Here is a 26,710-nt window from a genome sequence, read left to right as displayed (position 1 = left end):
ATTCAGGAGATTTTCATGATGCTGCAGGGATGGCGGTGGTACGGGCCTGATGATCCGGTGTCGCTCGACGATATCCGCCAGGCCGGCGCCACCGATGTGGTCACCGCGCTGCATCAGGTGCCGATCGGCGAAGCCTGGACGCGATCAGGCGTCGAGGAACGCAAGCACATCATCGAGAAAAGCCAGCCCGGCCGTTCGCAGCTGACCTGGTCGGTGGTGGAATCGATTCCGATCCCCGACGACGTCAAGCGGCTCGGGGGCAAGGCGACACGTTCGATCGAGGCCTGGATCGCCAGCCTGGAGGCGGTGGCATCGGCCGGCATCAAGGTCATCTGCTACAATTTCATGCCTGTCGTGGACTGGTGCCGCACCGATCTGGAATGGGAGCTGCCGAACGGCGCCAAGGCGATGCGCTTCGACCAGGAGCGGTTCGCGGCGTTCGATCTGCACATTTTGCAGCGCCCGGAAGCGGGGGCGGAATATTCGGAAGCCGCCCGCGCCCGCGCCAAGCAGCTTCACGCCGGGATGACGCAGGCCGATATCGACGTCCTCGTCACCAACATCGCCAGCGCCTTGCCGGGGTCGACCACCGATCCCCTGACCATTCCGCAGTTCCGCGACCGCCTGCAGCAATATAGTGGCATCAATTCCGCCTTCCTGCGCCAGCATCTGATCGAGTTTCTCGCGCGCGTCACGCCCGTTGCCGAGCAGCTCGGCGTGACGCTAACGCTGCATCCCGACGATCCGCCGCGGCCGCTGTTCGGCCTGCCGCGCATCGCCTCGTCGGCGGAAGACTACCAGGCGCTGTTCGATGCGGTGCCGTCCAAGGCGAACGGCATCTGCTTCTGCACCGGCTCGCTCGGCGTACGTGCGCAGAACGATCTGCCGGGAATCGCAAAACAATTCGCCCCGCGGATCGGCTTTGCGCATCTGCGCGCGACCAAGCGCGAGGCCGACGGCCTGTCGTTCTTCGAATCCGATCATCTCGACGGCGACGTCGATATGATCGCGGTTCTCAAGGCGCTGCTGACCGAAAACCGCAAACGTTCGGCAGGTGAAAAAATCATATTCCGGCCGGACCACGGCCATCGCATGCTCGACGATCTCGCCGAGACCAAGCGCACCAATCCCGGCTATACCGCGATCGGCCGGCTGCGCGGGCTGGCGGAACTGCGCGGCGCCATCCGCGCCATCGAGCACGCCGGCTGATCGCCCAGAACCATCGCGCGATCAAGCGGTTCCCGTCTGGCCGATCTCAACTCCTGATTGGCCTGACACAAACCCTCTATCCCGGCTTGACGGTTGCGGCGATCGTTCTCCGCAAGCCGTGGCCTGCTTTGGGCTGGCCGTACGGGCTGGCGCCGTGCGACGGGTCAGGCCATGTTAGGCGGGATGGACCGGAGCGCGTGACGGGGATGGAAGCTTTGCGGTGCGGTAGCCTGTATGCTCGGCCCGCCATCGGGCGTGGCAGATGAAGGGCGCTGGCAAAACCAAAATCGGCCTGCGCAAGGCCGCTGCGGCGACGCAGTTCGATTGCGCGACGGCGTTCCAGAAAATCGCACAGGACTGTGTCGGCAAGGTCAGGCTGCATCACAGCAGCGCCTGCGCAGGCGATGCCGAAGCCGTGCATCAGATTCGTGTCGCCATTACCCAGCTGCGGTCCGCCGTGTTCTTCTTTGCTTCGATTGTGGTCGATGCGGAATGGCGGCGCCTGAAGAAGGAGCTTGCATGGCTGAACGGCTCGCTCGGCGCCGCGCGCGACAGCGACGTGGTCGTGGAATATGCACGCCGCAAACGGTACCGGGACTGGGCGCAACGCATGATCGGCGAGGATCTCGAGGCGCATCAGACGCGCGATCATCGCCGGATGGTTCACTGCCTGCGTTCGGCGCGATTTCATGACCTGATCGAGGCGATGTCCAGCTGGATCGGGAGTGGGTCATGGCTGCCGCGTTGGGAGCGGATGCTGCGCCGCAAGTCCGCAAGGCCGCTGAAGGCCTATTGCAAGCGCGAGCTCAATCGCTGGCGCCGGCAACTGATCCGAAAAGGCCGGCGGCTCAAAGCCCTCGGCGCATCGGCTCGTCACCGGCTGCGGATCAGGGCGAAGCGCTTTCGCTACATGCTGGAGGCGCTGACGGGCATAGTCCCGGTGTTCGGCCATGGCGAATTCCGTCACGTCCACAAGCCGGCGAAACAGCTGCAACGCACGCTCGGCGATCTTCGCGATCTCAAGCGCTTCGCCAGGCCCGGACTGTCGGCTGAAGGCGATAATCCAGGCCAACGCCGGCCACCGGGCTATCGCCGGCAACGGCAAAAGTTGCGAAGCGCCGCGATATCGGCCTATCGCGGTCTCAAGGAAGCAGGGGCATGCTGACGCACGCTTGATCGTCGGCTATGATGCCTTAAGTCCCAATCGGTTTACCCGCGATGCCCGACGGCTCCGCCTCCGCTCATCTTTATCGTCCGAAACTCGCTACCGTGCTGGCCGAGGGATACCATCTTGGCCACTTCCGCCGGGATATGCTGGCGGCGCTGACGGTTGCGATCGTGGCGCTGCCGCTGTCGATGGCGATCGCCGTCGCCTCGGGGGTTTCGCCCGAGCGGGGATTATATGCCGCCGTCATCGGCGGCTTTTTAGTCTCGGCGCTGGGGGGCAGCCGCTTTCAGATCGGCGGCCCGGCCGGCGCGTTCATCGTGCTGGTCGCGGCCACCGTCAGCAAATTCGGCCTGGAAGGCCTGTTGCTGACCGTCTTCCTCTCCGGGTTCATGCTGACCCTGATCGGCCTGCTGCGGCTTGGCGTGCTCATTCGCTACATTCCGCACGCCGTGACCGTCGGCTTCACCTGCGGCATCGCGGTGACGATCTTTGCCAGCCAGCTGCGCGATCTCGGCGGCCTGAAATTAGCCGGTGTAGAACCCGGACCGTTGCTGCCCAAGCTTGCGGCACTGGGTCAGGCGCTGCCGACCATCAGCCCGGCCGCACTTGCGGTCGGCATCGGCTCGGTCGCCTTGATTTTCCTGCTGCGGCTGATAGCGCCGAACTGGCCGGGCATGCTGATCGCGGTGACGCTGGCCTCGGTGGCGGCATGGCTGTTCGGCTTGCCGGTCGAGACCATCGGCAGCCGCTTTGGCCAACTGCCGGACGGATTGCCGGGACCCCGGTTGCCATCGATCTCGTATGCGTCCGTGCTCGAAGTGTTGCCGGCCGCGCTCTCCTTCACGCTGCTCGGCGCGGTCGAGAGCCTGCTCTCGGCCAAGGTCGCCGATGGCATGACGGGGCGCAAGCACCGCTACAATATGGAAGTCGTGGCGCAGGGTGTCGCCAACGTCGCCTCCGCACTGTTCGGCGGCATCAGCGTCACCGGGACGATCGCGCGCACGGCCACCAATATTCGCGCCGGCGCGGTCAGCCCGGTCTCCGGCATGATGCATGCGCTGTTCGTGCTTGTGTTCATGGTGGTCGCGGCGCCGCTGGCCAGCTTCATCCCGCTGTCGGCGCTGGCGGGCGTGCTTGTCGTGGTGTGCTGGAACATGGCGGAGAAGGAAGAATTCCTTGATCTGCTGCACGACTGGCGCGGCGCCGGCGTGCTGCTCGCCACTTTCGGACTCACGCTGATCGAGGATCTTACGGTCGGCATCATCGCCGGCTGTGCGCTGGCGGCGGCGTTCGCCATTTTCGACCGCGCCAGGCGGCAAGACCCGTCCTCCTGAGTAAAGCAAGGAAGCTGCCGTGCACATCCTTCGTCCAATGTTTGCCTGGGACCGCGACGGCGCGCTGGAGTTTGCCGCCTCGCGTGGATTTGGTGCGATGGTTGCGAGCGGCGGCGCCGGCCCGATCAGTTCGCATGTGCCGTTCAGGATCGACCGGACGGGCGATGCCGTCACGGTGCAGTTTCACCTCACCGCACGAAACAAGCTGGCCGAACTCGCCGATGGAAAGACCCCGTTCCTTCTGATTGTCTGGGGCCCGGACGCCTATGTTTCCAACGACTGGTATGCGACGCCGGATCACGTCTCGACCTGGCTCTATGAGGCCGTGCATCTTTCCGGTCCGGTGCGTCGGCTTTCGATGGAAAGCAATCGCAGCCATGGCGACGTGCTACTGTCGACCTTCGAGGAGCGGTTGACACCGAAGCAGCCATGGTCGCTGTCGACCATGGAGGCGACCAAGCGCGAGTCCATGCTGCAATCGATCGTCGTGCTCGAAATGGACGTGAAGCAGGTGGAAGGGCAGCGCAAGCTGAACCAGCACAAGTCAGATGAGGATTACGCCTCGATCACGCGGCATCTTTCGCAGTCGGAGGACGCCGACGCCCGCGAACTTGCGGCCAAGCTGAAGGCGCTTCGTCCCCATCTCGAATATTAGCCGTCCGGCCACGGCTGGCGGCTGCGCTGGATCGGCGTTAATGTCTCCCGAGAAAAAAGGGAGCAGGCCGATGTGGCAGCGGGCGTTCTATCACGAGGGCATGAGCGAACTGCAGGACCGGTTCGACGGGCGGCGTGTGGCCGAGGCGATCGAGCGGCACCGCAAGCATTACGAATTCTGGGATGACGAGAAGGCGCTGATCGAGAGTTCGCCGTTCTTCTTCATCGGCACTTCCTTTGCGGATTATGTCGACTGCAGCATCAAGTCGGGAGATCCCGGCTTCGTGAAAGTCGTTGGCCCGAACATCATCGAGTACCCGGAGTATGACGGCAATTCGATGTACCGCACGCTCGGCAACCTGTCGAAGAATCCGAATGTCGGGCTGTTGTTCGTGCGCTTCGACGGCAAGAGCCGGCGCATGCGCATCAACGGCCGCGCCGAGATCCTCGACGACGCGGCGGCGATCGGCCGGCATTACGGCGCGCAGCTCGTGGTGCGGATCGAGTGCGAGATCTATCCGAACTGCCCGCGCTATGTGCCTGACCTCGCCGGCGCCAGTCCGTCGCCCTATGTTCCCCGCGAAGGCGAGGGGCCACCGCCGCCGCCGGAGTGGAAGGGCCGCGATTACATCCGCGACATCCTGCCCGCCGGCGATCCGCATGCGGAGGTCGTCAAGACGGGTCCGCGTGAGAGCTGAACGTTTGCCCTAAGGCCGCGGCCGGTCGGCGGCCGACACCGTCACGTCAGGGCCAGGCTTGATGGGCCCGCTGATATACTTGTGGGAGTCGAGCGGATCGCACGTGACCGTGCGTATCTTGTCGATTTCCTCGCCGACTGTTTTCGTCATCGGCGCGAAGCTGCCGTCTTCTGTCTTCAGGATGATCGGTTCCCCCTGCAGGCAGAAATCGGGGAATGCAATGCCGTGTCCGTCCTGACCTGCGAATTTTCCGACCAGTAGTTGGGATGCCTGCATTCTGGCGGCCGCCGATGCCCGCATCGGGCGTTTCGGATCGAACGGGCGATAGCAGGGGTAATCAGGAAGCGATTGGAACTTGTACTTTACCGTGCAGGCCGCCCCGCCGGTCTTCACGAATGGCGCGTCGGAGGGGCCGTCCGCAGCGCGCTCGAATACCAGCGTTTCCAGACTCAATGATTCGGCATTGGGACTGGCAGATTCGCCCGCAATTTCTGCTCGCGAAAAAACAAGTTTGGTTTTTGGGAGCCCCTCGCGCGTTTCGAGCACTAGGACAGGTCGCGAGGCCCAGGACCGGTGCAGGTTTACGTCACTTCCATTCATCATGAGCTTCACATCGCCGACGGCAGGGCTTTCTTTCTCAAAATCAATCATGCGGACACCGACCCCTTCCATCGAAGACTCCAGACTGAGGAAGCGGAGATCGTCTCGTTTGCGCGTGATCGGCATCATCGGATCAAAACGGTCGTCGATGTCAAACTTCACCGTCTTCCTGATTCTTGATCCCGAAGCCTTTTTTTCCTGGGAGTGCGCGGTGACATCGATTACCAGCATGGTTCCTTTAGACGAGTATTTGACGCCCAGTGCATTCTGGAGAAGCCTGACCGGCAGCAATGCAGGTGATGGTGCAATGTCACGCGCGAACAGGATTTGCTGCCCTGGACGGATGACTGCAAAGTTCTGAAAGGCGCCGAGGCCGGCGCCGCCGGAAACTTCCGGTCCGGAGAGGAGAATGCAATCGGCCTGGTCGTCGTTCTTTACCGTTTCTCGCTCGACCTTCCTGGACGCGGACCGCAGACAGAAGCTCAGGCTGCGATCATCTTCCCGCTTCGCGCTGATTGCGGCTGCAAAAATGCCATTTGCACTTGGTATCTCCATTGGAAGTGGTGAGCTCGCATACATATCGACCTCAACCATGGTAAGTTGGGAACCCGCCTCCTCGGAGCAGAGGTCACGCTTTGGCAATGTGTGGGTCAACAACTTCGCGGCATCCGCCAGGACCAGGCAGGAGATGGTGTCTCCCGGATTGTTCCGCGTCACCCAGATGAGATGATTCTTGCCCGCACCATCGACCAGCAGATGCGGTGCGGCGTGATGACGTCGCGGCGGCAGCCAAACCGGATTGGTGTTGGATAGGATTTGATCTTCGCGCTTGAGCAAGGCGTCGGGAAGCCGCTCGATCCCGACCGATCGGAGTTCCGCGCTGACGTCGCTGCGTCGTTCGGTGGTTTGAAAGACCGGTACGGCCTTGCAGGTGACGCAGGTCACCGTAAGGTTTGATCGCTTGTTCTCGAATGTCAGAATGACTTGATCGGGCTCGTCGTGGTACTTCTCCCGATCGATGGATTTAAAGGGATGATCGACCACCCGGCTGACCAGGAATCCGCTGGACCGCCAGGGATCCGAATCGAATTCGAAGTAGGTCGACCGGTCCCAGGCACGATAGGCGTCGGCGCCGCCGATGCTCACGCCCGCCAGAACCATTTTTGAATCGGTCTCGCAACGTGCCGCCTGATCCGCATCGTCGCCGTTCCGGATATAGAGGCAGAGCCGGAAAGCCGCATTCTGCATGATGCGATCGCAGTCGTTCTGGTTATAGCCGTAGGTAGCCAGGCCATGGCGATAGCAAAGATCGTGAAACACGCACGCCTGCCGGAACCGTTGCAACACGAGATGGCGTCTGCCTTTATCGTCTGCGCGATGGTCGAAGAAAATGTTCGTCAGGGCAGGGAGGCTGCAGTTCAATCCTTCGCCGCTGCCGCCGATGGTGCTGACGACGTCAGGGCCGGATTGGAAGGAAGCAACGGTGGGTGGCATCTCGCTGTCGGAAACGTCATCGACGTTCTTGTAGATGGAGTTGACCATCGTCTGGTGAAGGAAAATCATGTCAACGAGGACGACCAGCACCGGAAGCAGAAGTGCCGCAACGCAGGCGAGCAATAATCCAACTCCAAAACGCTTCGACACAAAACGCTTCGACATGAGATCCCCCGCGCGCAAGGAGCGAGAAACGGCCGGACAGGCGTTTGGCTTCGAGCGCGATGTCCGTTCAGAACGCCGTTCGCGACTTCGCAAAATAAGAGACGTATATCGGTGGAGAGATGACAACCATAGGTTAGTGGATTGTCAAGCGCGTGGCTTCACAAGGTATCGCAGCCCGGCGGTTGCAATTTCGTGATCAGGGCCCGCGCTGGATCGTTGCGCCCTAGAGCGACGCGTTTTCTTCACGCGAACCGGTATCCACTTCGCTTGAAAACGCTCTAATCCCGCGCGGCCGCCTTGGTCGCAAATTGAGGAAACTTGTCGGCGACGATGGGGCCGTCGGTGCGCCAGGAATAGCAGCCGCCGATGAAGAACGGCCGCTTGCCGGAGTTCTGCTGGGTTTCCAGCGAGCCGCGCCCTTCCGGAGCGTCGCCGTGCGACATGGTCTGAAACAGCGTGGTTACCGCCGGGCCCAATAGCTCCGACAGATGGGTGCAGCCCTCGAGCCGGCCGATCTTGCGACGGACCACCTCGCGCCAGCCCTTGCCGATGCTCTCGCCGACCAGCCGCTGCAGGATCGGCTCGACGTCGATGCAGGTGGGATAGGGTGTCGCCTGCATGGTGGCTTCGGCCTCGTGGATTTTCATGGTGTCGTCGATCGCCAGCCGCAGGCGGATATCGTGCACGGGATCGCCGGGCTTCAGTTCCTCGCGATAGCGGTCGGCCGCTTGCGTGAACGGCTTTGTGTCGACCAGCCGCGCCTCGACTTCCCAGAGCCCGTCGTCCCTGATGTAGCCGTTGCATTCGACCGTTCGCGTATGCATCAGGCGACGCCCGGTTCCGTCGGCGGCCTTGTCTTGGGGCATGTTGCTGTCCTCAGGCGAATTTGACGATCATTTTACCGAGTGCGGATCGCGACTGCATGGTCTTGAACGCCTCGCGGAAATTCTCGAACGGCACGACCTTGCCGACCACGGGGCTCAATTGGCCCGAGGCGAGCCAGTCGAACAACTGCGCGATCAGGCGGGTATGCGTTTCCGGCTCGCGCTTCTGGATCTGCGCGAGGTCGACGCCGAGCAGGGCGCCGCCCTTGAGCAGCGGAAGGTTGAAGGCCAGCGCCGGAATGGTGCCGGAGGCGAACCCGACCACGAGGTGCCGCCCGCGCCAGGCGATCGAGCGAAACGCCTGCAGCGCCACCTCGCCTCCAACCGGGTCGAAAATAACATCCGGGCCGTTGCCGCCGGTCAGCGTCTTCAGGGTCTCGCGCCAGTCCGCCTTGGTGTAGTCGATGGTTTCATCGGCGCCGTAACCTTTGGCGAATTGGCGTTTCTCCGGTGTCGAGGCCGCGGCGATGACCTTCGCGCCCATCAGCTTGCCGAGTTGTACCGCCGCGATGCCGACGCCGCCCGCGGCGCCCAGCACCAGCAGCGTTTCGCCCTTGCGCAGTTCGGCGCGCGCATCCAGCGCGTAAAGTCCGGTCAGGTAATTCGCCTGAAAGGACGCTCCGGCCTCGAAGGCAATTTTTGGCGGCAAATGCTTCAGCGCCGCTGACGGCACGCAGATGTATTCGGCGAGCGCGCCGGATCTGACCATGCCGACCACGGGCATGCCCGGCTTGAACGCGGCGACGTCGCCTGCGGCACCATCGACCACACCGGCGAATTCCGTGCCCGGCACGAACGGCAGCGGGTCCTTGGTCTGATACAGCCCTTGCACCTTCAAGCCGTCGACGAAGCCGATGGCGGCCGCGCCGATCCTGACGCGGACACCGCCGGGCGGGATATCCGGCATCGCCATCTCCTTGATGGAGATGCCGTCAATCGAATCGTAATTCTCGACCACCACGGCTTTCATGCAATTGGTCCCAAGGTCTTTCCTGGCGCCGTGCTGTGACCCGGCCTGTTGATGTGTTTGCAGATTCTGGGGGCCAACGCTACTCGGCCGCCTCGGCCTGCCGGTCGATCGCTTCTGAACCGGCCTTGATCAATGGAATGAGGTCGCGGCCGATCGCCATCGTGTCGTGCGGATTTTCGAATCCGCGCAGCAGGAACGAATGGATGCCGAGCCGGTAATATTCCAGCACCGCAGCCGCGATCTGTTCCGGCGTTCCCACCAGGCAGGACGTATTGCCGGGCGCACCGGTGGCGCGCGCAATGCCCATCCACAGCCGTTCGTCGTGGACGTCGGCCCGCGCGGCGTAGCCGAGCAGACGTTCGGCGGATTGGTTGGTCGGTTGCGGCGCTTCGCCCGTTTTGCGCTCGACGTCCGCCAGCAGCGCGTGCGCCTTGTCCCAGGCTGCGCCCTCGGTGTCCGCCATGATTGGACGCAGCGACATGTTGAAGCCGACCCGGCGCCCGAACGCGGCGGCGCGACGGCGGAAATCGTCGACGCGGGCGCGGGTCTCGGCGAGCGGCTCACCGAAGATCGCGAACACGTCGCAATGTTCGGCGCCCATTTTCAGCGCACCGTCGGACGAGCCGCCGAAGAACAGCTGCGGGTAGGGCTGCTGAAACGGTTTGATGTCGCTGAACGCGCCCTCGACCCGATAGAACTCGCCCTTGTGGTCGAGCGGGCTGTCGCTGGTCCAGATCCGGCGCATCACATCGAGATATTCGCCGGCGCGGCGGTAGCGGTCGTTCTTGGGTAGGAAGTCGCCTTCGCTGGCCTGGTCCTGGTCGCTGGTGCCGGCGATGACGTGCAGCGACATCCGTCCCTGCGTCAGCTGGTCGAAGGTCGCGATCTGCCGTGCCGCCAATGCCGGTGCCACCGAGCCCGGGCGATGCGCGATCAGGAATTTTATTCGCTCGGTATGATCCGCGGCATACAGGGCAATCGCAAAACCTTCGGCGGCCGAGGCGTAATATCCGACCAGCACGGAATCATAGTTCCACTGCTCATGCAGGCGGGTGAAATCGATCACCCATTGGCGCGATATCTGGCCCTTGATCAGGTGAACTGCGACGCCCTCCTGCTGGGTGCCGATCATACCGATGATTTTTGCTGGCATGGTTGTTTCCCCAGGGTATTCGTTCGTTGTCTGAATGAAACGCGCAACAACAGGGGAAATCAAGCGCTTCACAGGCCGGAAGCTGTGTCAGCCTTGCAACCATGCCATCAGGAAATGACGCCGCCAGGGCATCTCCGTTGCTGGGGGCAATGCCATGACTTATGAGAGGGGCAGGGGCACTTCGCGTGGTGAAGTATGAGCATGGACAAGCATACGCTTCGCTGCGGCGCGATTGAGGCGACCATCAAGGCCGATGGCGCTGAATTGTGCTCGCTCCGAAATGAAGGGATCGAGCTGCTTTGGCAGGCGGGGCCGGCATGGCCGCGCCACTCGCCGTTGCTGTTTCCGATCGTCGGCCGCCTCAAGAGCGATCAACTGCGCCACCGTGGCAAAACCTATCCGATGACCCAGCATGGCTTTGCGCGGGATGTCAGGTTCGAGTGGCTGGAACAGGGGGCCTCGTCGTGCAGGCTGGTGCTTGTCGATAGCGAGGCGACGCGCGCCCGCTATCCCTTTGCGTTCCGGCTCGAGGTTACCTACAGCGTTGAAAATGCCGGCCTGAAAGTGGCGTTCGACATCATCAATACCGGCGACGAGACCTTGCCGGCTTCGATCGGCGCGCATCCGGCGTTCAACTGGCCGTTGCTGCCGGGGCTGGAAAAGGAAGCCTACGCGCTCACCTTCTCGGACGAAGAGCCGGCGCCGATCCGCAGGCTGGCAGGTGGCCTGATGCGCGCCGAGGCGGAGCCGTCGCCGGTTCGCGGCAACAGCCTCTCCCTCTCGGAGCGGCTGTTCGAAGACGATGCGGTTATCATCGATCGGCTCGCGAGCGGTTCGGTTCGCTATGCAGCCGATCGTGGGCCTTCGATCGAGATGTCCTGGGAAGGATTTTCCGAACTCGGCGTCTGGTCGAAACCATCAGGCGCGGCGTTTCTCTGCATCGAGCCCTGGCATGGATTCGCCAGCCCGTCGGAGTTCGACGGCGAATTCACCGGCAAGCCCGGATTGATGCAGATTGCGCCGGGCGAGAAGCGGAGCCTTTGCTATCGGATACGCGCGGGTTGAGGACGGCATTTTCGGCTGATTTTGTCGGCAGGCGCCCCACAAACCGCATTTTCTGGCTTGAATGGTCCTTGCTTCCGCTTTTGGCGGCTGCAATGGATATGGCTGAACCCTCCTAGCCACCCAAGAGAAGAGATCGATGAGCCAACTAATTGTCCGCGCCGGCGACTTCACCTTTGAGGCCCGTTTTGAAGAGCAACTGGCGCCCAAGACGGTTGCCGCCTTTCGCAAGGCGATGCCGTTCGAGAGCCAGGCAATCCATGTCCGCTGGAGCGGCGAGGGGGTCTGGATGCCGCTCGGCGATCTCGATTTCGGCGTCTCCTACGAGAACCACACCAGCTATCCCGCGCCGGGCCAGATCATCCTCTATCCCGGCGGCATCAGCGAGACCGAAATCCTGCTCGCCTATGGCGGCGTGCATTTCGCCAGCAAGATGGGCCAGCTCGCCGGCAACCACTTCATCACCCTGACCTCGGGGCTGGAGAACCTCACCGCGTTCGGCAAGACCGTGCTGTGGAAGGGTGCACAGAAGATCCGCTTCGAGGAAATCTAGGTGACGGGCTACCCCCGCGACCTCCGCGGCTATGGCCGCAATCCGCCCGATCCGCGCTGGCCGGGCAATGCGCGGATCGCCGTGCAGTTCGTGGTGAATTTCGAAGAGGGCGGCGAGAACAACATCCTGCACGGTGATCGCGCCTCCGAGGCGTTCCTGTCGGATGTGCTGGGCGCGCAGCCCTGGCCCGGCAAACGCCACGCCAACATCGAATCGATGTTCGAATATGGCTCGCGCGCCGGCTTCTGGCGGCTGTGGCGGATGTTCACCGAGCGCAAGATGCCGGCCACCGTGTTCGGCGTCGCGACTGCGCTGAAGCGCAATCCCGACGTGGTCGCTGCCATGAAGGAGGCCGGCTGGGACATCGCCAGCCACAGCCTGAAATGGATCGAGCACAAGGACATGTCGGAGGCCGAAGAGCGGGCCGAGATTGCCGAGGCGATCCGCGTTCATACCGAGGCGACGGGAGAACGTCCGCTCGGCTGGTACACCGGGCGTTCCTCGATCAATACGCTGCGGCTTCTGATGGAGGCTGGCGGCCTGCTCTACCTCAGCGATTCCTATGCCGATGACCTGCCATACTGGATCAAGGCAGGCGGATTGCAGCCGCATCTGGTGATCCCCTACACGCTCGACGCCAACGACATGCGCTTTGTGAACCCGCAAGGCTTTGGCGGCGGCGATGAATTCTTCACCTACCTGAAGGACAGTTTCGACGTGCTCTATGCCGAGGGCGCGACCTCGCCGAAGATGATGTCGGTCGGCCTGCATTGCCGTGTCGTCGGCCGCCCCGGCCGCGCCGCATCGCTGATGCGCTTTCTCGATTACGTCATGAAGCATGACGCCGTCTGGGTGCCGACGCGGTTGCAGATCGCGCAGCATTTTCACGCCAATCTCAGGCATCTCGCCGAAAGCGCCGCTGAGATCGGATAGGCCAGCGGCGCTGTTCGACCGCTGTTTTCGGATGCGAAATGCGGCTTCAATTGTATCGCGCGCGAATGTGAATTGACTGCCGGCGGTATGGCTTGTCTGGTTCGGTGGGTTGATGCTGTGACGTCAATCCCGAAGGAGGTCCCGATGCGCACTCCGGCTTTGATGATACTGACGGCCCTCACTGTGCTGGCGTCTGCGCCGGCTTCGGCCCAGACCTATGGCGGCAATTATCCGGTCTGCATCCAGAACTACCGCTGGGGAGGAAGCGACATCGATTGCCGCTTTACCTCGATGGGGCAGTGCGCCGCGTCGGCATCGGGCCGCGCCGCCCAGTGCCTCGTCAATCCATATTATGCGAATGCGCAAATGCCCCGTGGGTCGTCGCGTCGCGCGTATTGATTGATCGTGCCGTTGTTTACTGGAACGAACGGCGCCGATTGCTTTGGGCGCTGGCTGAAGGCACGGCGCCTCCCAGTCCGGCGTTGGCTCTATTTATCGCATAGAGCGCGGCGGCAGCGTCGCCGGGCTGCTCCCGCGCCAGTCTGCCTGCAGGCGTGAGCACGCCGCCATTCAGCACATCCCGGTCCGGATTCTGTGCCGCATAAGCCGCCGGCTCCTGCGCAAGCGCGGACGTGGCAAGTATGGCCGAGCCCAGCACGCTCGCGACGAGCGCCTTGAGCCGTGTCATGATCGTTCTCCTGCGGAGTGCTGCCTTCGCGGCGCTCTCTTCCGGACTTTTCCGGGTAAGGCCCATCTAGGCATTACCGCGGGGAATGCGTGGTGCAGGTAGATCACACTTCCGCGAATGCGGTCGGGCGGTTAATGCCCAGCCATATGCCGCCCGATCTCGGTGAGATCGGCCTCGCTGGCGCGGGCTTCATGGACGAACTGGCCGTGGAACATCACCACCAGACGATCCGACAATTCGAGCAGTTCATCGAGGTCCTCGCTGACCAATAGCACCGCGGCGCCGCGGTTGCGGGCGGCCATGATCTCGGCATGGATCTGGGCGACCGCGGCGAAATCGAGCCCGAAGCAGGGATTGGCGGCGATCAGCACCTCGACCTCGCCGCCGAGTTCGCGCGCCAGCACCGCGCGCTGCACGTTGCCGCCCGACAGCGCCGCGATCGGCGTATCCGGCGAGCGGGTCTTGATCTTGTAGAGCCCGATCTTGCGCTCGGCATCCTTGCGGAACGCGGAGCGATTCAGCCACCAGCCGCGCGTGGCGAACGGCGCGCGGTCGAATTCGCGGAACGCGATGTTGTCGGCAACGCTCATGCCGCCGACGCAGGCGTTCTTCAAGGGCTCCTCGGGCAGCAGCGACATCCTGTGCCGGCGCATCTCCTCGCGGCTCGCCGAATAGAGCTCGCCGCGAATGCGGATTTCGCCGCTTTCGGCCTCGCGCTGGCCGGCCAGCACTTCGACGAGCTGCCGCTGGCCGTTACCGGAGACGCCGGCGATGCCGACGATCTCGCCGCCGCGCACGGTGAGCGAGACATTTTCGACCGCGACCGCGCCGGCATCGTCGATCGCGCAAAGCTTGCTCAGTTCTAGCCGCGCCTCGCCCAATTGTCCGACGCGCGGCGGCTGCACCGTCAGTTCTTCGGCGCCGATCATCATCCGCGCCATGCTGTCCGGCGTCAGATCGGCGACCTTGCCGTTGCCGGCGAGCTTGCCGCGGCGCAGGATCGTCACCTCGTCGGCGAACGCCATCACCTCGCGGAATTTATGCGTGATCATCAGGATGGTCAGGCCGCCATTCACGACCATGTCGCGCAGCATGCCCAGCACCTCGTCGGCCTCGCCCGGCGTCAGCACCGAGGTCGGCTCGTCGAGAATGAGAAAGCGCCGCTTCAGATAAAGCTGCTTCAGGATCTCGCATTTCTGCCGCTCGCCGGCGGAAATGTCGGAAACCCTGGCGTTGAGCGGCACCTTGAACGGCATCCGCGCCAGGAACGCTTCCAGCTCCTGTTTTTCCCTGGCCCAGTTGACGACAGCAGGAACGTCATCGCGCGCCAGCACCAGATTTTCCGCAACCGTCATCGCCGGCACGAGCGTAAAATGCTGGTAGACCATGCCGAGCCCGAGCGCATGCGCATCCTTCGGGTTGGCGATCGCCTGTTCGCGGCCGCCGACCATGATGTCGCCCTCGGTCGCGTGATGGTAGCCCATGATGCATTTCACGAGCGTGCTTTTTCCTGCGCCGTTCTCGCCGAGCAGCGCGTGGAACGAGCCCGGCCGCACCTTGAGTGCGACATTGTCGAGCGCAAGAAAGTCGCCGAACTTCATCGTCACCGCGACCGCGTCGACGCCGAGCGGGCCTTCGGGCAGCGGTGTCTCACCGATGATCATGAGACGGCCTTGATGAACGCGCCTGAGGTCGCGACCGCGCCGAACACGCCGCCCTGCATCTTGATCATCTTCAGCGCGTGGTCGTGATTGCTCTTGTCGGTGGCGGCGCAGCAATCCTCGATCAGCACGCATTCAAAACCGCGGTCGTTGGCTTCGCGCATTGTGGTGTGGACGCAGACGTCGGTGGTGATGCCTGTGAGAACGAGGTTCTGGATTCCGCGCAGCCGCAGCATCAGTTCGAGGTCGGTGGCGCAGAACGAACCCTTGCCGGGCTTGTCGATGATGGGCTCGCCGGGCAGCGGCGCGAGGTCGGGAATGATCTCCCAGCCGGCCTCACCGCGCACCAGCACGCGGCCGCACGGGCCGGGATCGCCGATCCCGGCGCCGATCTGCCGCGAGCGCCACTGCTTGTTGGCGGGCAGGTCGGTGAGGTCAGGGCGATGGCCTTCACGGGTGTGGATGATGTGAAAACCCTGCGCGCGCATTACCGAAAGCAGCTTCTTGATCGGCTCGATCGGCGCGCGGGTCAGCGAGAGGTCATAACCCATCTTGTCGACATAGCCGCCGACGCCGCAGAAATCGGTCTGCATGTCGATGATGACAAGTGCGGTGTTTTGCGGGCGCAGGTCGCCATTGTAGGGCCAGGCATAGGGTTCGGATGAGATATAGCGCTCGGGCATGGCACGTCCTTATCGGGTGATGGACAGTTCGGCCGGCGCGCCGGTCAGCGTGCGCTTCGGCGAACAGGTGATGATCATGATCGCGAGCGTCAGGATGTAGGGCGCGGCGTTGAACAGATGATAGCCCGAGGTGACGCCGACCGATTGCAGCGCCGGTCCGAGCGCCGCGGCGCCGCCGAACGCGAGCGACGCCCACAGGCACAGCATCGGATCCCAGCGCGCGAAGATCACCAGCGCCACGGCCGTGATGCCCTGGCCGGAGGACAGGCCCTCGTTCCAGCTGCCGGGATAGAACAGCGACAGGAACGAGCCGCCGATCCCGGACAGAAAGCCGCCGACCATCGTGGCGCGCAGCCGGATCGCCAGCACCGAATAGCCCATGGCGCGGGCGGCGTCCGAACTCTCGCCGGCGGTGCGGATGAGCAAGCCCCAGCGCGTGGTCTTGAAGGCCCAGTATAATATCGGCGCCAGCGCAAGGCCGATCAGGAACAGCACGTTGATCCGTAAGGCGGCGCGCACCTGCGGCACGTCGCTCCACCAGCCGAAATCGATCGCCGGCAACCGCGCCGCGGTCGGTTCGATCAACGGCTTGCCGAGATAGAACGCCAGCCCCGTTCCGAACAGCATCAGCGCAATGCCGACCGCGATGTCGTTGACCCGCGGCAGCGAGCAGATGCCGGCATGCAGGGCGCCCAGCATCGCGCCGGCGATCCCGGCGGCGAGCACGCCGAGCCAGGGCGAGCCGGAGAGATAGGAAATGCCGTAAGCGCTCATCGCGCCCATGACAAGCGTGCCTTCGAGGCCGAGGTTGATACGGCCGGAACGCTCGGTGATGCATTCGCCAAGACTCACGAACAGAAACGGCGTCGAGACGCGGATGGCGCCGCCGAACACGGCGAGCGGAACGGTCCAGAGTCCGAGCGATCCGTCCGACATGTCAGGATTTTCCTTTCAGGAAGCCGATCCGTCCGTACAGCGCGTCACTCGCCAGCACGAAGACGAAGATGATGCCTTGCAGAACCAGCACCGAGGCATCGGGCAATCCGAGCCGCCGCTGTAATAGCCCGCCGCTGGCGCTGATGCCGCCGAGCAGGATCGCCACGGGAATGATCGCCAGCGGATTGTGCCGCGCCAGGAAGGCGACCAGGATGCCGGTAAAACCATAGCCGGCGGCGAGATTGGCGTTGGTGCGGCCCTGCACAGCGGCGACTTCGACCATGCCGGCAATGCCGGCGGCGCCGCCGGCGAGAAAGCAGATGGTCAGGATCAGTTTGTTGACGCCGAGGCCGACAATTTTTGCCGCGCGGATGTTGCCGCCGGCCACCCGCGCCGAGAAGCCGAATACGGTATGATAGATCAGGATGTACGACGCGAACGCCGCGACCAGGCCGAACGCCAGCCCCCAATGCACGTCGGTGCCGGGAATGCTGCCGATCATGTTGGCCGCGCCGATTTCGCGGGTCGAGGGCTTGTTGAGGCTGGCGGGATCGCGCATCGCGCCTTCGACCAGATGGTTGAGCACCGCAAGCCCGATATAGACCAGCAGCAAACTCGAGATCGTCTCGTTGACGCCACGGTATTGCCGGAGCGCGCCCGCCAGCGTGATCCAGAGACCGCCGCCGATCACGCCGGCGCACACCATCGCGGTCTGCACCACCAGCGGCGAGGCCCACGGCATCGCCAGCGCGACCGAGGTCGCCGACAGCGCGCCAATGAGCAGCGCGCCTTCGCCGCCGATAATGACCATACCCAGTTGCGCCGGCAGCGCCGTGCACAACGCGGTCAGGATCAGCGGCGCGGCACGCGTCAGCGTGTTCTGCCAGGAGAACCAGGTGCCGAACGCGCCCTGGTACATGTAGAAATAGAGATCGAGCGGGTTCTTGCCGAACAGCGCCACGAATAGCCCGAAGGTTGCGAGCGCGCCGACCAGCGCCGCGCCCGGGATCAGGATGTATTCGATGGTGGCGCCGTAGCGTTGGAGGAAGCCGGGATCAGCGGCCGGCGCAACGCCGACCGCCTCCACCGGATCCGCCGAACCTGTTGTCACGAAGTCGCTCCGAGCACGCCTTCCACCAGATAGTTCATCTTCTCGAGCTCGGGATCGGTCTGGCCCCGATCGGTGCCTGCGGTAATGACCGCGTTGCCCTTGTTGTCCATGATCGGGCCCTTGAAGATGGTGTAGGTGCCGGCGACCAGCTTGGCCTTGATGTCGTCGGCGTGCTTGCGCGCCTCGGCCGAGACCGCCTCGCCATAGGGCGAGCACTTGACGATCTCTTCCTTGAGGCCGCCGCGATAGAAGTTCGGAATGGATTCGCCGGCCGCGATCATCTTGACGAATTTCGGGTAGAGCGCTTCCCAGTTCCACTCCGCGCCGGTGAGATACGCCTTCGGCGCCAGCGGCGACTGGTTGACGTGATAGCCGCACACCATCGCACCGCGGCGCGCGGCGTTCTCGACCATGGTCTTGGGACCGTCGACGTGACAGGTGAGGACGTCGACGCCCTGGTCGATCAGGCTGTTGGTGGCCTCGGCTTCCTTGACCGGCATCGACCAGTCACCGGTGAAGATCACCTGCGTGGTCGCCTTCGGGTTGGCGAGCCTTGCGCCGAGCGTGAAGGCGTTGATGTTGCGCAGCACCTGCGGGATCGGTTTCGCGGCGACGAAGCCGAGCTTGCCGCTCTTGGTGGAGTAGCCGGCAACGATGCCGGAAATATACTGCGCCTCGTCGATATAGCCGAAATAGCTGCCGGCATTGGTCGGGTCTTTCTCGCTCCACAGGCCGCCGCAATGCTCGAAGCGCAGTTTTGGAAATTTCTTCGCCATCTTGATAACGTGCGGGTTGTAGTAGCCGAACGAGGTCGGAAACAGCAGCGACGCGCCGTCGAGGTTGATCATGGACTCGATGGTCTTTTCGACCGCATCGGTCTCAGGCACTTTTTCTTCCTCGATCACCTTGAAGCCGGGCAGCTTCTTCACCGCCGCCGCGCCCTGCGCGTGGGCCTGGTTGTAACCGTAGTCGTCGCGCGAGCCGACATAGACGAAGCCGATGGTGGTGCCGGCTGCGCGCGCGGCGCCCGCGCCGAAAGCGGTGCCGAGTGTCAGCGCCGCACCGCCCTGCAACAGATGCCGTCGTGAAATCCTGCCAAATTCCATGTGCCTGCTCCCTCTGGCGGCTGGACCGCCCCCTATTTCGTGGCCGCGCCGATGCGGCGGGCTCGTGGAGGGATGTCGCAATCTTCATGCCAGAGCGTGTGCGGCGGGCATCTCTCAATAAACCAATGAATATATTGAGTTATCCTGTTGTCTCACTTGTCCTGTGGGATTCGTTCGTTGCCGATATGACTAATTTTTAGGCGGCATTTCATGATTGTATGCAAGGTCGTTAAGCAATTGTTAGATCCCGCAGCGCTTGTCAGCCGGCCGAATTGGCGGCGGATTTCTTGCCTTGCCGGCTGGTCAGGCGAATTGGGGCTGCTACCAGTCAGGGGTCCGCAGCGGCTTGCGTCGAAGCCGCCGGCATTGAACGTATTGATCGGCCGGCGCTGGAAACGACACGGCGCTGTACAGGAAAAGCATGAGCAAGACAGAAATGGGCAGCAGCGGATCGAGCCGGGCAGCGCTGGGCGATGAAATCGTCGGCCGGATCGACCAGCTGGCGGCGATCTCCGAGACGCCGGAGCAACTGACGCGAATCTTCCTTTCGCCCGAGCATCGCGCCGCTGCCGATCTCATTCTTTTCTGGATGCGCGAGGCCGGCATGACCGCGCATCTCGACGCCATCGGGAATGTCTGCGGCCGCTATGAAGGCGACCGGCCGGGCCTGCCGTGCCTGATGCTGGGCTCGCATTACGACACCGTACGCGACGCCGGCAAATGGGACGGCCCGCTCGGCTTGATCACGGCAATCTCCTGCGTCGCCGATCTGAACCGGCGCGGGCGGCGGCTGCCGTTCGCGGTCGAAGTCGTCGGATTTGCGGACGAGGAGGGCGTGCGGTTTGCGTCCACGCTGCTCGGCAGCCGCGCGGTCGCGGGCACCTTTGTCGAGAGCGCGCTCAATTCACGCGACCATGCCGGGATTTCGATGCGCGATGCGATGGTCACATTCGGCCTCGACCCCGAGCACATCGGCGCGGCCGCGCGCACCCGCCGCGAACTCCACGCCTATGTCGAGCTGCACATCGAGCAGGGCCCGGTGCTGGAAGAGAATAATCTGCCGGTCGGCGTCGTCACCGCGATCGCGGGCGCGACGCGGCTGGCGGCAAAACTGACCGGCATGGCCGGTCATGCCGGCACGGTGCCGATGGCGTTCCGGCGCGATGCGCTGGCGGGCGCCGCCGAATGCATCTGCATGGTGGAGGAATTCTGCAAGACCGACCAAGCCGGCCTCGTCGGCACCGTCGGCTACATCGACGCGATGCCCGGCGCCACCAACGTGATCCCCGGCCTCGTCTCCTTCACGCTCGACATCCGCGCGCCATCCGATCCGCACCGCAAGATGGCGGTCGCCGACATCGTGCGCCGCATCGAAGCGACAGCCAAGCGCCGCAATCTCGCGCTGCAGCTCGACGTCACCCACGAAAACCGCACCGTGCCCTGTGCGCCCTGGCTGAAGGCGCAGGTCGCGGACGCCGTCGCCGCCGAAGGTTTTGGCGTGTTCGAACTACCGAGCGGCGCCGGCCATGACGGCATGGCGATGATCGACATCTCAGACGTCGCGATGCTGTTCGTCCGCTGCCGCGGCGGCATCAGCCACAATCCGGCGGAGCATGTCGAACTTGCTGATGCGGATGCCGGGGCGCGGGTATTGTTGCGGCTGGTGGAGAATTTCAGGCCGAACACGTAGGTTCGTAGGATGGGTTGAGCCCTTGCGAAACCCATCAGCTCCGTCGCTTTCATCGATGGGTTTCGCGAAGGGCTCAACCCATCCTACGCCTACATGACAATTCGATGACATCTTTCCCCCGCACTGTTGCGGAGAGACGAATCAATGATGTCTGGAGTACCAACGCGTGATATCTGACTCGCCGGACATTGCTCTCATCCTTGCCTATGAACAGCCAGATCACATTTTCATCGCATCGCGAATACCGCTTTCATCAGGGCATGTTGTCCAGCCTTGTCGCCAACGGCATTCAGGCCGTCAATTTTCTCGGCGATCGTTTCCTTCGAAAATATCATCTGTCGGCAGGCATCGAGGAGTTGTACCGGCACTCGGTCAACGCGGCGTTTGCCGAGGAGGAAGCCTTTCTCGTCACCGGGGCGCCGCACGCCTCTGCCTATTATCCGCGCGACTTTGCCTGGTTCTATCCTGATGTCCTCGACCCCGAGACCATCATGGATGCGCAGGATGCCGTGCGCAGGGTTCGGCTGCTGGAGAAAAGCGTCCGCCTGATGCTGGAAGCGGTGCGCGCCGGCGTCGTCACCACGACGATCGTGCCGGCGGGGCGCAACCGCTACATCGGCATCAACTATTTTTCGAGGCCGTCGGACACGCTGCTGGGCATCCTCGCAGGTCTGGAGCAACTGCTCTCCGCCGAGCAAAGGCCGGCTTCGTATTTGGCGATGTCGCAAGGTGCGCATGCCGGCCGCCTGTTGCTGTCCGAATATCGCGAGAACCTGAAACGGGCGATCGTTGAACTCGCCAGGTCGTTGCAACGGTTCGATGACAACGGGCTTTCGGCGCTTTTGTGCGACGTCAGCGCGCCCCGTTCTGCGGCGACCGATACCCGTGCCGAACGCCGGCGGTTCGTCACCAATGCCTGCGTCTACGCGACGTTCCTGCGCGGTATCAAGCTTGGTGTCATCGAGCGGACTGAGCTGGAGCAGCTGCTTGGACGCGCGCTTTCACAGTACAAGCAGGAGCTGCTGCTGCTGTTCGGCAGGCACGGCTATATCAGCCATTCCCTGGACTCCCGGCAGCAGGCGCCGGTCTATTCCATCGCGCTCGATTTCGTGAACGTGCATCAGGGCTTTTGGGATTTGAACGACGCGGAAGAACGCGCGCTGTTCGCGGCCACGACCGACTTCATCCTTGCCGAGCCGCGGTTTCGGGTCCCGGATACATCGCACTTCCTGGTGTCGGCGGATAATCCGCTGAACAAGCTCATTCACAAGATCGCGGCGCCGGCCTATCAGGGCCGTTCGTCCTGGCCGACGTTCAACGTCGAATTCGCCGATCGCATGCTGGACTACGATGAATGTTCCGGCACCGAAACCTATCGGGCTTATGCCTGCGATATATTGCGCGATATCCGTACCGTGACCGAAACCCACGGCGGATATCAGGAACTGATCTCCGAAAACGGCCTCAAATATCGTACCTGGGCCTATCAGAGCGCCGTCGCGCATTCCTGGTTTCCGCGCTTCCTGACGGTCTGGCGGCGTGCGTTCGGGACGTCGCTGCTGGGAGCCTGTAGACCGTAGGATGGGTAGAGCGCAGCGAAACCCATCGCCAGCGGATGGTGGGTTTCGCTGCGCTCGCAATGACGGTTAGGTGCGACAAATCAACCCGACGGGCAAATCAGTTCGGAGTTTCAGAAATCGTGTCAAGTAGAAAATTTCCGTAAATCAAAAATATTTCTGTTGTCGGCCGACCCAAATCAGTGCGCATCTATCGCCATCCCGTCCTGGTCAGAAGGGCGTCGGCCGTCGTCACGGACGTTGGGCGGGTTGCGGTGGACGCTGGTTTGCGCTGAGACGACGACGTGGACTCAAGCGTACGGCAAAACCGTGTGGTCCTGGCGCCCGTTGCAGGCGTCAAGCTGTCGGAGAAGCGCAAGCGGGAACGGCAGCGACGGAGTCAACTAAGAACTCGTCTCCGGGGAGAGCACGGCATAAGCCGTAAAGCCATTGCGCAGGGAAGGCCGGGTGTTCTCCGCTGCCCTGTATGCTCGTGTGCAACTTTTTCAGTGCTAACCGCACACGAGACCGCGGGTGCAGCGCGCACCCGGTCTTCCCTGCGCCCTCTGTTTGAAGAGGGCGGGAAGTTTCTGGCAAACCTCGGGCGCAATGCGTCGCGAGAATGTCGAAGTGTGTGTCACACCCACAATTGTCGTCCCCGCGAAGGCGGGGACCCAGTATCCCAGAGACGCCAATGCCAGAACCGAGAGGCCGCGGCGTACTGGATCCCCGCATGCGCGGGGATGACAACCGGAAAGATTGGCGCGACGCGCTACTCCGCCGCCTTCGCCGTTTTCCCGAACATCCGTGTCGGCGCCGGAAAACCGCACGACGTTCCGTCCGTCACCTTGACCTGATCCTCCCACGGCAGCCGGAACGTGCCCGCCACCATGTCCTGCATGAACGTATACGGGCAATCCATCGCGCCGCCCTTCACCGCGACGTAGCCGCGGTGCCAGAGCTGGTAGATGTTGTTCTCGACGCCCCAGTGGATCCGCGCCTCACGCACCAGGTCAGGGCGGACTTCGGCGGTGATGATTTCGTCGGCGCGGCCGGTGGTGCCGTGGGCGATGATGCTACCATCGAAATTCACGATCATGCCTTCGCCCATGGAATCGAACGAGCCGTCCGAGCCGCACATGCAGACATTCGCGGTCACCATCAAATTCTGGAACGCGTTCGCTTGATTTGTAAAACGCCAGCTTTCGCGGATCGGCGCGGTGTAGCCGGCCGTGCGGATCATGATCTCGGCGCCCTTGTAGGCGCATTCGCGCGCCATCTCCGGGAACATGCCGTCATGGCAGATGATCAGCGCGAGCTTGGCGCCTTTCGGTCCCTCGATCACGGGAATGCCGATATCGCCGGGCTCCCACGGCTCGACCGGAATCCACGGATGGAATTTCCGGTAATAGAGCTTGATCTCGCCGTTGTTATCGATGATCAGGCCGGAATTGTAGGGATTGCCGTTCGGGTTGAACTCCATGATGGAGAAGCAGCCCCAGATCTTGTGGTCGATGCAGGCCTGCTTGAAGGCGGCGACCTCAGGGCCGTCGAGCCGGCACATGATCTCCGGGTTGGTGTCCATCGACAGGCCATGCAGCGAATATTCCGGAAATACGACGAGATCCATGGTGCCGAGATTGCGCCGCGCCTTGCCGACCATGGTGACGATGCGCTCGGTCTGCCGCGCGAGGTCCGCCTTGGTCACGACAACAGGCAATTGCAGCTGAACCAGCCCGATCACGACGCCCTCCGGCGATTTGTTGAGGCCTCCGAGTCCGTTCATGTGTTCCTCCCGAATTTGTGGCGCTGCGCCAGACCGCCAGCGTTTCGACGTTGCGATACCGCGATATTTTGCAACAAGCGTGCCAACTCATTCCCGGCTTGCGCAAGAATTGTACAATGGCATGCGCCTTGCTTAATCTCTTCGAAAATTACTCTCGGTCGGGCGCTTGCATCATGACGAACTCAAAGAGGCCATCCATCGGCAAGGTCGCCGCCGAGCCGGAGCCGATCGCGCTTGAGTGGGCGGCCACCGCGCTCCTCATCATCGACATGCAGCGCGACTTCATGGAACCCGGCGGCTTCGGCGAGACGCTGGGCAATGACGTGTCGCAGCTGGCGCGCGCGGTGAAGCCGATCGCTTCGGTGCTGTCAGCGGCGCGCGAAACCGGCATGCTGGTCATCCACACCCGCGAGGGACATCTGCCCGACCTGTCCGACGCGCCGCCGGCCAAGGTCGAACGCGGCGCGCCCTCCTTGCGGATCGGCGATCCCGGACCGATGGGGCGCATTCTCATTCGCGGCGAGGCCGGCCACGACATCATTTCCGAACTCTATCCGCTCGACTCCGAGATCGTGATCGACAAGCCGGGCAAGGGCGCGTTCTACGCCACCGAGCTTGGCGACATCCTGGAGAAATATGGCATCGAGAATTTGCTGGTGTGCGGCGTCACCACCGAAGTCTGCGTCAACACGACCGTGCGCGAGGCCAACGACCGCGGTTATCGCTGCGTGGTGCTGGCCGACGGCTGCGCCTCCTACTTCCCCGAATTCCACGAGATGGGCCTGAAGATGATCAAGGCCCAGGGCGGCATTTTCGGCTGGGTCACGGACTCAGCCGCGGTACTGGAGGCGCTTGCACCGGAGCTTGCGGCTAACCGCCCTTGACGGCGCCTGCGGTCAGTCCGGCCACGATCTGCCGCTGCGCGAGCACCGTCAGCAACAGAACGGGGAAGGTCACGATGAGCGCGGCCGCCGCAAGCGGTCCCCAGCTCAACTGGTCGAACGAAATCATGTTGTAGACGGCGACGGGCAAAGTGCGCGTCTCCCGTCCCGCCAGCACGATGCCGAACACGAAATTGTTCCAGGAGAAGATCACCGCGAGAATGAAGGCCACCGCAAGCCCCGGACGCGCAATCGGCAGCGCCACGTGAAGGAACACCTGCCAGCGGGTGGCGCCGTCGATCAAAGCGGCTTCCTCGAGCTCCAGCGGCGTGGTCTCGAAATAGCCGATCATGATCCAGATCACGATCGGCACCGTCACCACGAGGTGGATGATGATCTGCGGCACAAGCGTGCCGAGCAATCCGAGCCACTGGAACAGCAGGAACAGCGGGATGAGATAAGACAATCCCGGAGTGATGCGGGCGATCAGGATCACGATCGCGGATTTATGCGCGGCCATCCGCGCGATGCCGTAGCCGGCGGGCACGCCGACCAGCATGGCAAGGCCGGTCGCGGTGCCGGTCACCACGAGGCTGTTGATGAAGTAGGTCAGGAAGCGGTTGGAGGCGAGCACGTCGGCATAATTCTTCCAGGCAAAGCGCTCGGGGAAAAACACCGGCGGGTAGGCCGCGTTGTCGACCTCGAACTTGACCGACAGCGAGGCCATCCAGAGAAAGAACAGGATCGCGGGTGACACGACCACGAAGACCGCAAACCACAGCCCGATCTTGCCGAGGATCTGACGCAGATTCATGCGCCGCTCCCGATCTCGGTCCACATCATGCGCTGGCGCAGATGCAGCATCAGCGCCGCCATGGCGACGATCAAGAGGAAGAAGATCACCGCGATCGCCGAACCATAGCCGAGGTCGTAATAGATGAAGGCGACGCTGTAGAGATAGAGGTTGATGGTCTCGGACGCCGAGCCGGGCCCGCCTTGCGTGATGGCGAAGATGATGTCGAAGCTCTTGACGGCATCGATCATGCGGATCATGCCGGCGATAAACAGGAACGGCGTGATCAGCGGCAGCGTGATGTAGCGGAACACCTGCCAGACGCTGGCGCCGTCGATCTGCGCACTCTCATAGGGCTCGGTCGGGATCGCGGCGAGGCCGCCGAGCACGATCAGCATCACCAAGGGGGTCCATTGCCAGGTCTCGACCAGCACCAGCGAGGGGATCACGGTGCCGGGATGGAACACCCACAATTGCGGCGGCAGGCCGACCAGCGACAGCAGGTAATTCAAAATGCCGAGCTGCGGGTGGAACATCATGGTCCAGACCAGCGCGATCGCCACCGGCGTCGCCATCATCGGCATGATGAAGACCCCGCGCAGAAAACCGCGGCCGGGAAATTTGGCGTGAAACACCACGGCGGCAAAGGTGCCGAGGATCAGCGGCAGCAGCACCGACAAGGCGGTGTAAAGCAGGGTGTGTCCGACCGCTTCGACGAAGCGTGGATCGTTCGGCATTCGAAGATAATTGGCGAAGCCGACAAAGGTGGTCGGCGAGCCGACCTTCCACTCGTTGAGGCTCATCCAGATCGTGAACACCCATGGGAACACGATTACGGCGAGCACGACGACCAGCGCCGGCACCACGAACGGCCAGTAGGACGGCGGCCGCCATTCCTGCTCCGGCGCGGCATCAGCCGCGGCCGGAGTGACTTCTGCTATG

The 26,710-nt window shown here is 63.1% G+C and carries 24 protein-coding genes and 1 pseudogene; 12 read left to right on the top strand and 13 right to left on the bottom strand.

Annotated elements, in window-relative coordinates:
- Positions 1–15: 15 nt before the first annotated feature.
- From uxuA to JQ558_RS15795, 5 genes and pseudogenes are all read left to right on the top strand, one after another.
- Positions 16–1,209 carry a mannonate dehydratase gene (gene uxuA / locus JQ558_RS15815; RefSeq protein WP_212294149.1) on the top strand — a complete coding sequence of 398 codons (1,194 nt, stop codon included), beginning with the start codon at positions 16–18 and terminating at the stop codon, positions 1,207–1,209.
- Positions 1,210–1,471: 262 nt separating this feature from the next.
- Positions 1,472–2,374, top strand: a complete 903-nt coding sequence (locus tag JQ558_RS15810) for a CHAD domain-containing protein (protein ID WP_212209105.1) — start codon at positions 1,472–1,474, stop codon at positions 2,372–2,374.
- 53 nt (positions 2,375–2,427) lie between these two features.
- Positions 2,428–3,675 (top strand): annotated as a pseudogene (locus tag JQ558_RS15805) (SulP family inorganic anion transporter); the annotation flags it as partial.
- Between the two features lie 55 nt (positions 3,676–3,730).
- Positions 3,731–4,366 (top strand): FMN-binding negative transcriptional regulator, encoded by a 636-nt coding sequence (locus tag JQ558_RS15800; protein WP_212294147.1) that lies wholly within the window; start codon positions 3,731–3,733, stop codon positions 4,364–4,366.
- Positions 4,367–4,436: 70 nt separating this feature from the next.
- Positions 4,437–5,063 (top strand): pyridoxamine 5'-phosphate oxidase family protein, encoded by a 627-nt coding sequence (locus JQ558_RS15795; RefSeq protein ID WP_212294146.1) that lies wholly within the window; start codon positions 4,437–4,439, stop codon positions 5,061–5,063.
- A gap of 9 nt (positions 5,064–5,072) precedes the next feature.
- On the opposite strand, the gene JQ558_RS15790 is transcribed toward JQ558_RS15795, so the two are convergent.
- The 4 genes from JQ558_RS15790 to JQ558_RS15775 form a co-directional block, all read right to left on the bottom strand.
- Entirely contained in the window at positions 5,073–7,322 is a 2,250-nt protein-coding gene (locus JQ558_RS15790; protein WP_212294145.1) for a hypothetical protein, read from the bottom strand.
- Positions 7,323–7,600: 278 nt separating this feature from the next.
- Complete coding sequence (locus tag JQ558_RS15785) at positions 7,601–8,188, bottom strand: DUF2889 domain-containing protein (protein ID WP_212294144.1); 588 nt, start codon at positions 8,186–8,188, stop codon at positions 7,601–7,603.
- Between the two features lie 10 nt (positions 8,189–8,198).
- Positions 8,199–9,176 (bottom strand): NADPH:quinone oxidoreductase family protein, encoded by a 978-nt coding sequence (locus tag JQ558_RS15780; protein ID WP_212209111.1) that lies wholly within the window; start codon positions 9,174–9,176, stop codon positions 8,199–8,201.
- Positions 9,177–9,255: 79 nt separating this feature from the next.
- Complete coding sequence (locus JQ558_RS15775) at positions 9,256–10,329, bottom strand: LLM class flavin-dependent oxidoreductase (protein WP_212294143.1); 1,074 nt, start codon at positions 10,327–10,329, stop codon at positions 9,256–9,258.
- Positions 10,330–10,524: 195 nt separating this feature from the next.
- Here JQ558_RS15775 and JQ558_RS15770 point away from each other — a divergent pair, with 195 nt between their 5' ends.
- The 4 genes from JQ558_RS15770 (at position 10,525) to JQ558_RS15755 (ending at position 13,276) form a co-directional block, all read left to right on the top strand.
- The gene (locus JQ558_RS15770; RefSeq protein ID WP_212294142.1) at positions 10,525–11,394 is read left to right on the top strand and encodes an aldose 1-epimerase family protein; all 870 of its coding nucleotides are present in this window, start codon (positions 10,525–10,527) and stop codon (positions 11,392–11,394) included.
- Positions 11,395–11,530: 136 nt separating this feature from the next.
- Positions 11,531–11,944: a DUF3830 family protein gene (locus JQ558_RS15765; RefSeq protein WP_192734938.1), complete on the top strand. Its 414-nt coding sequence runs from the start codon at positions 11,531–11,533 to the stop codon at positions 11,942–11,944.
- Entirely contained in the window at positions 11,945–12,877 is a 933-nt protein-coding gene (gene puuE, locus JQ558_RS15760; protein ID WP_212294141.1) for an allantoinase PuuE, read from the top strand. It abuts the gene before it with no gap.
- Positions 12,878–13,021: 144 nt separating this feature from the next.
- Positions 13,022–13,276 (top strand): DUF3551 domain-containing protein, encoded by a 255-nt coding sequence (locus tag JQ558_RS15755; protein WP_212294140.1) that lies wholly within the window; start codon positions 13,022–13,024, stop codon positions 13,274–13,276.
- A 16-nt stretch (positions 13,277–13,292) separates the two neighbouring features.
- Here JQ558_RS15755 and JQ558_RS15750 read toward each other — a convergent pair whose 3' ends face one another.
- The 6 genes from JQ558_RS15750 to JQ558_RS15725 all read right to left on the bottom strand — a co-directional run bounded on the left by JQ558_RS15750 (position 13,293) and on the right by JQ558_RS15725 (position 19,062).
- Positions 13,293–13,565, bottom strand: a complete 273-nt coding sequence (locus tag JQ558_RS15750; protein WP_212294139.1) for a hypothetical protein — start codon at positions 13,563–13,565, stop codon at positions 13,293–13,295.
- Between the two features lie 131 nt (positions 13,566–13,696).
- Complete coding sequence (locus JQ558_RS15745) at positions 13,697–15,229, bottom strand: ABC transporter ATP-binding protein (protein ID WP_212294138.1); 1,533 nt, start codon at positions 15,227–15,229, stop codon at positions 13,697–13,699.
- Positions 15,226–15,909 carry a cysteine hydrolase family protein gene (locus JQ558_RS15740; protein ID WP_212276654.1) on the bottom strand — a complete coding sequence of 228 codons (684 nt, stop codon included), beginning with the start codon at positions 15,907–15,909 and terminating at the stop codon, positions 15,226–15,228. Before JQ558_RS15740 ends, JQ558_RS15745 begins: the two co-directional genes overlap by 4 nt.
- 9 nt (positions 15,910–15,918) lie before the next feature.
- The gene (locus tag JQ558_RS15735) at positions 15,919–16,845 is read right to left on the bottom strand and encodes an ABC transporter permease (protein ID WP_212209119.1); all 927 of its coding nucleotides are present in this window, start codon (positions 16,843–16,845) and stop codon (positions 15,919–15,921) included.
- A 1-nt stretch (position 16,846) separates the two neighbouring features.
- Positions 16,847–17,956, bottom strand: a complete 1,110-nt coding sequence (locus tag JQ558_RS15730) for an ABC transporter permease (protein ID WP_212268062.1) — start codon at positions 17,954–17,956, stop codon at positions 16,847–16,849.
- A complete protein-coding gene (locus JQ558_RS15725; protein WP_212276656.1) occupies positions 17,953–19,062 on the bottom strand; it encodes a BMP family ABC transporter substrate-binding protein in 1,110 nt (369 codons plus the stop codon). The genes JQ558_RS15730 and JQ558_RS15725 overlap by 4 nt, the downstream gene beginning before the upstream one ends.
- Before the next feature lie 421 nt (positions 19,063–19,483).
- Between JQ558_RS15725 and JQ558_RS15720 the strand changes: the two genes are divergently transcribed.
- Both JQ558_RS15720 and JQ558_RS15715 read left to right on the top strand, forming a co-directional pair.
- The gene (locus tag JQ558_RS15720; protein ID WP_409410523.1) at positions 19,484–20,752 is read left to right on the top strand and encodes an allantoate amidohydrolase; all 1,269 of its coding nucleotides are present in this window, start codon (positions 19,484–19,486) and stop codon (positions 20,750–20,752) included.
- Between the two features lie 206 nt (positions 20,753–20,958).
- Positions 20,959–22,332, top strand: a complete 1,374-nt coding sequence (locus JQ558_RS15715; RefSeq protein WP_212294137.1) for a hypothetical protein — start codon at positions 20,959–20,961, stop codon at positions 22,330–22,332.
- Between the two features lie 748 nt (positions 22,333–23,080).
- On the opposite strand, the gene JQ558_RS15710 is transcribed toward JQ558_RS15715, so the two are convergent.
- Positions 23,081–24,094 (bottom strand): formamidase, encoded by a 1,014-nt coding sequence (locus JQ558_RS15710; RefSeq protein ID WP_212208552.1) that lies wholly within the window; start codon positions 24,092–24,094, stop codon positions 23,081–23,083.
- 173 nt (positions 24,095–24,267) lie between these two features.
- On the opposite strand from JQ558_RS15710, the gene JQ558_RS15705 reads away from it, so the two are divergent.
- Positions 24,268–24,978 (top strand): cysteine hydrolase family protein, encoded by a 711-nt coding sequence (locus JQ558_RS15705; RefSeq protein WP_212275444.1) that lies wholly within the window; start codon positions 24,268–24,270, stop codon positions 24,976–24,978.
- Here JQ558_RS15705 and JQ558_RS15700 read toward each other — a convergent pair.
- Together JQ558_RS15700 and JQ558_RS15695 are read right to left on the bottom strand one after the other, a co-directional pair.
- Complete coding sequence (locus JQ558_RS15700) at positions 24,965–25,789, bottom strand: carbohydrate ABC transporter permease (RefSeq protein ID WP_212294136.1); 825 nt, start codon at positions 25,787–25,789, stop codon at positions 24,965–24,967. The two genes, JQ558_RS15705 and JQ558_RS15700, sit on opposite strands and share 14 nt — an antisense overlap.
- Positions 25,786–26,709 carry a carbohydrate ABC transporter permease gene (locus tag JQ558_RS15695; RefSeq protein ID WP_409410526.1) on the bottom strand — a complete coding sequence of 308 codons (924 nt, stop codon included), beginning with the start codon at positions 26,707–26,709 and terminating at the stop codon, positions 25,786–25,788. Before JQ558_RS15695 ends, JQ558_RS15700 begins: the two co-directional genes overlap by 4 nt.
- Position 26,710: the final 1 nt, after the last annotated feature.

This window comes from Bradyrhizobium sp. AUGA SZCCT0160 (assembly GCF_018130105.1).
Classification (GTDB): domain Bacteria; phylum Pseudomonadota; class Alphaproteobacteria; order Rhizobiales; family Xanthobacteraceae; genus Bradyrhizobium.
Note: the sequence above shows the minus strand (reverse complement) of the source record. Positions and strands in the feature narration are given on the sequence as shown.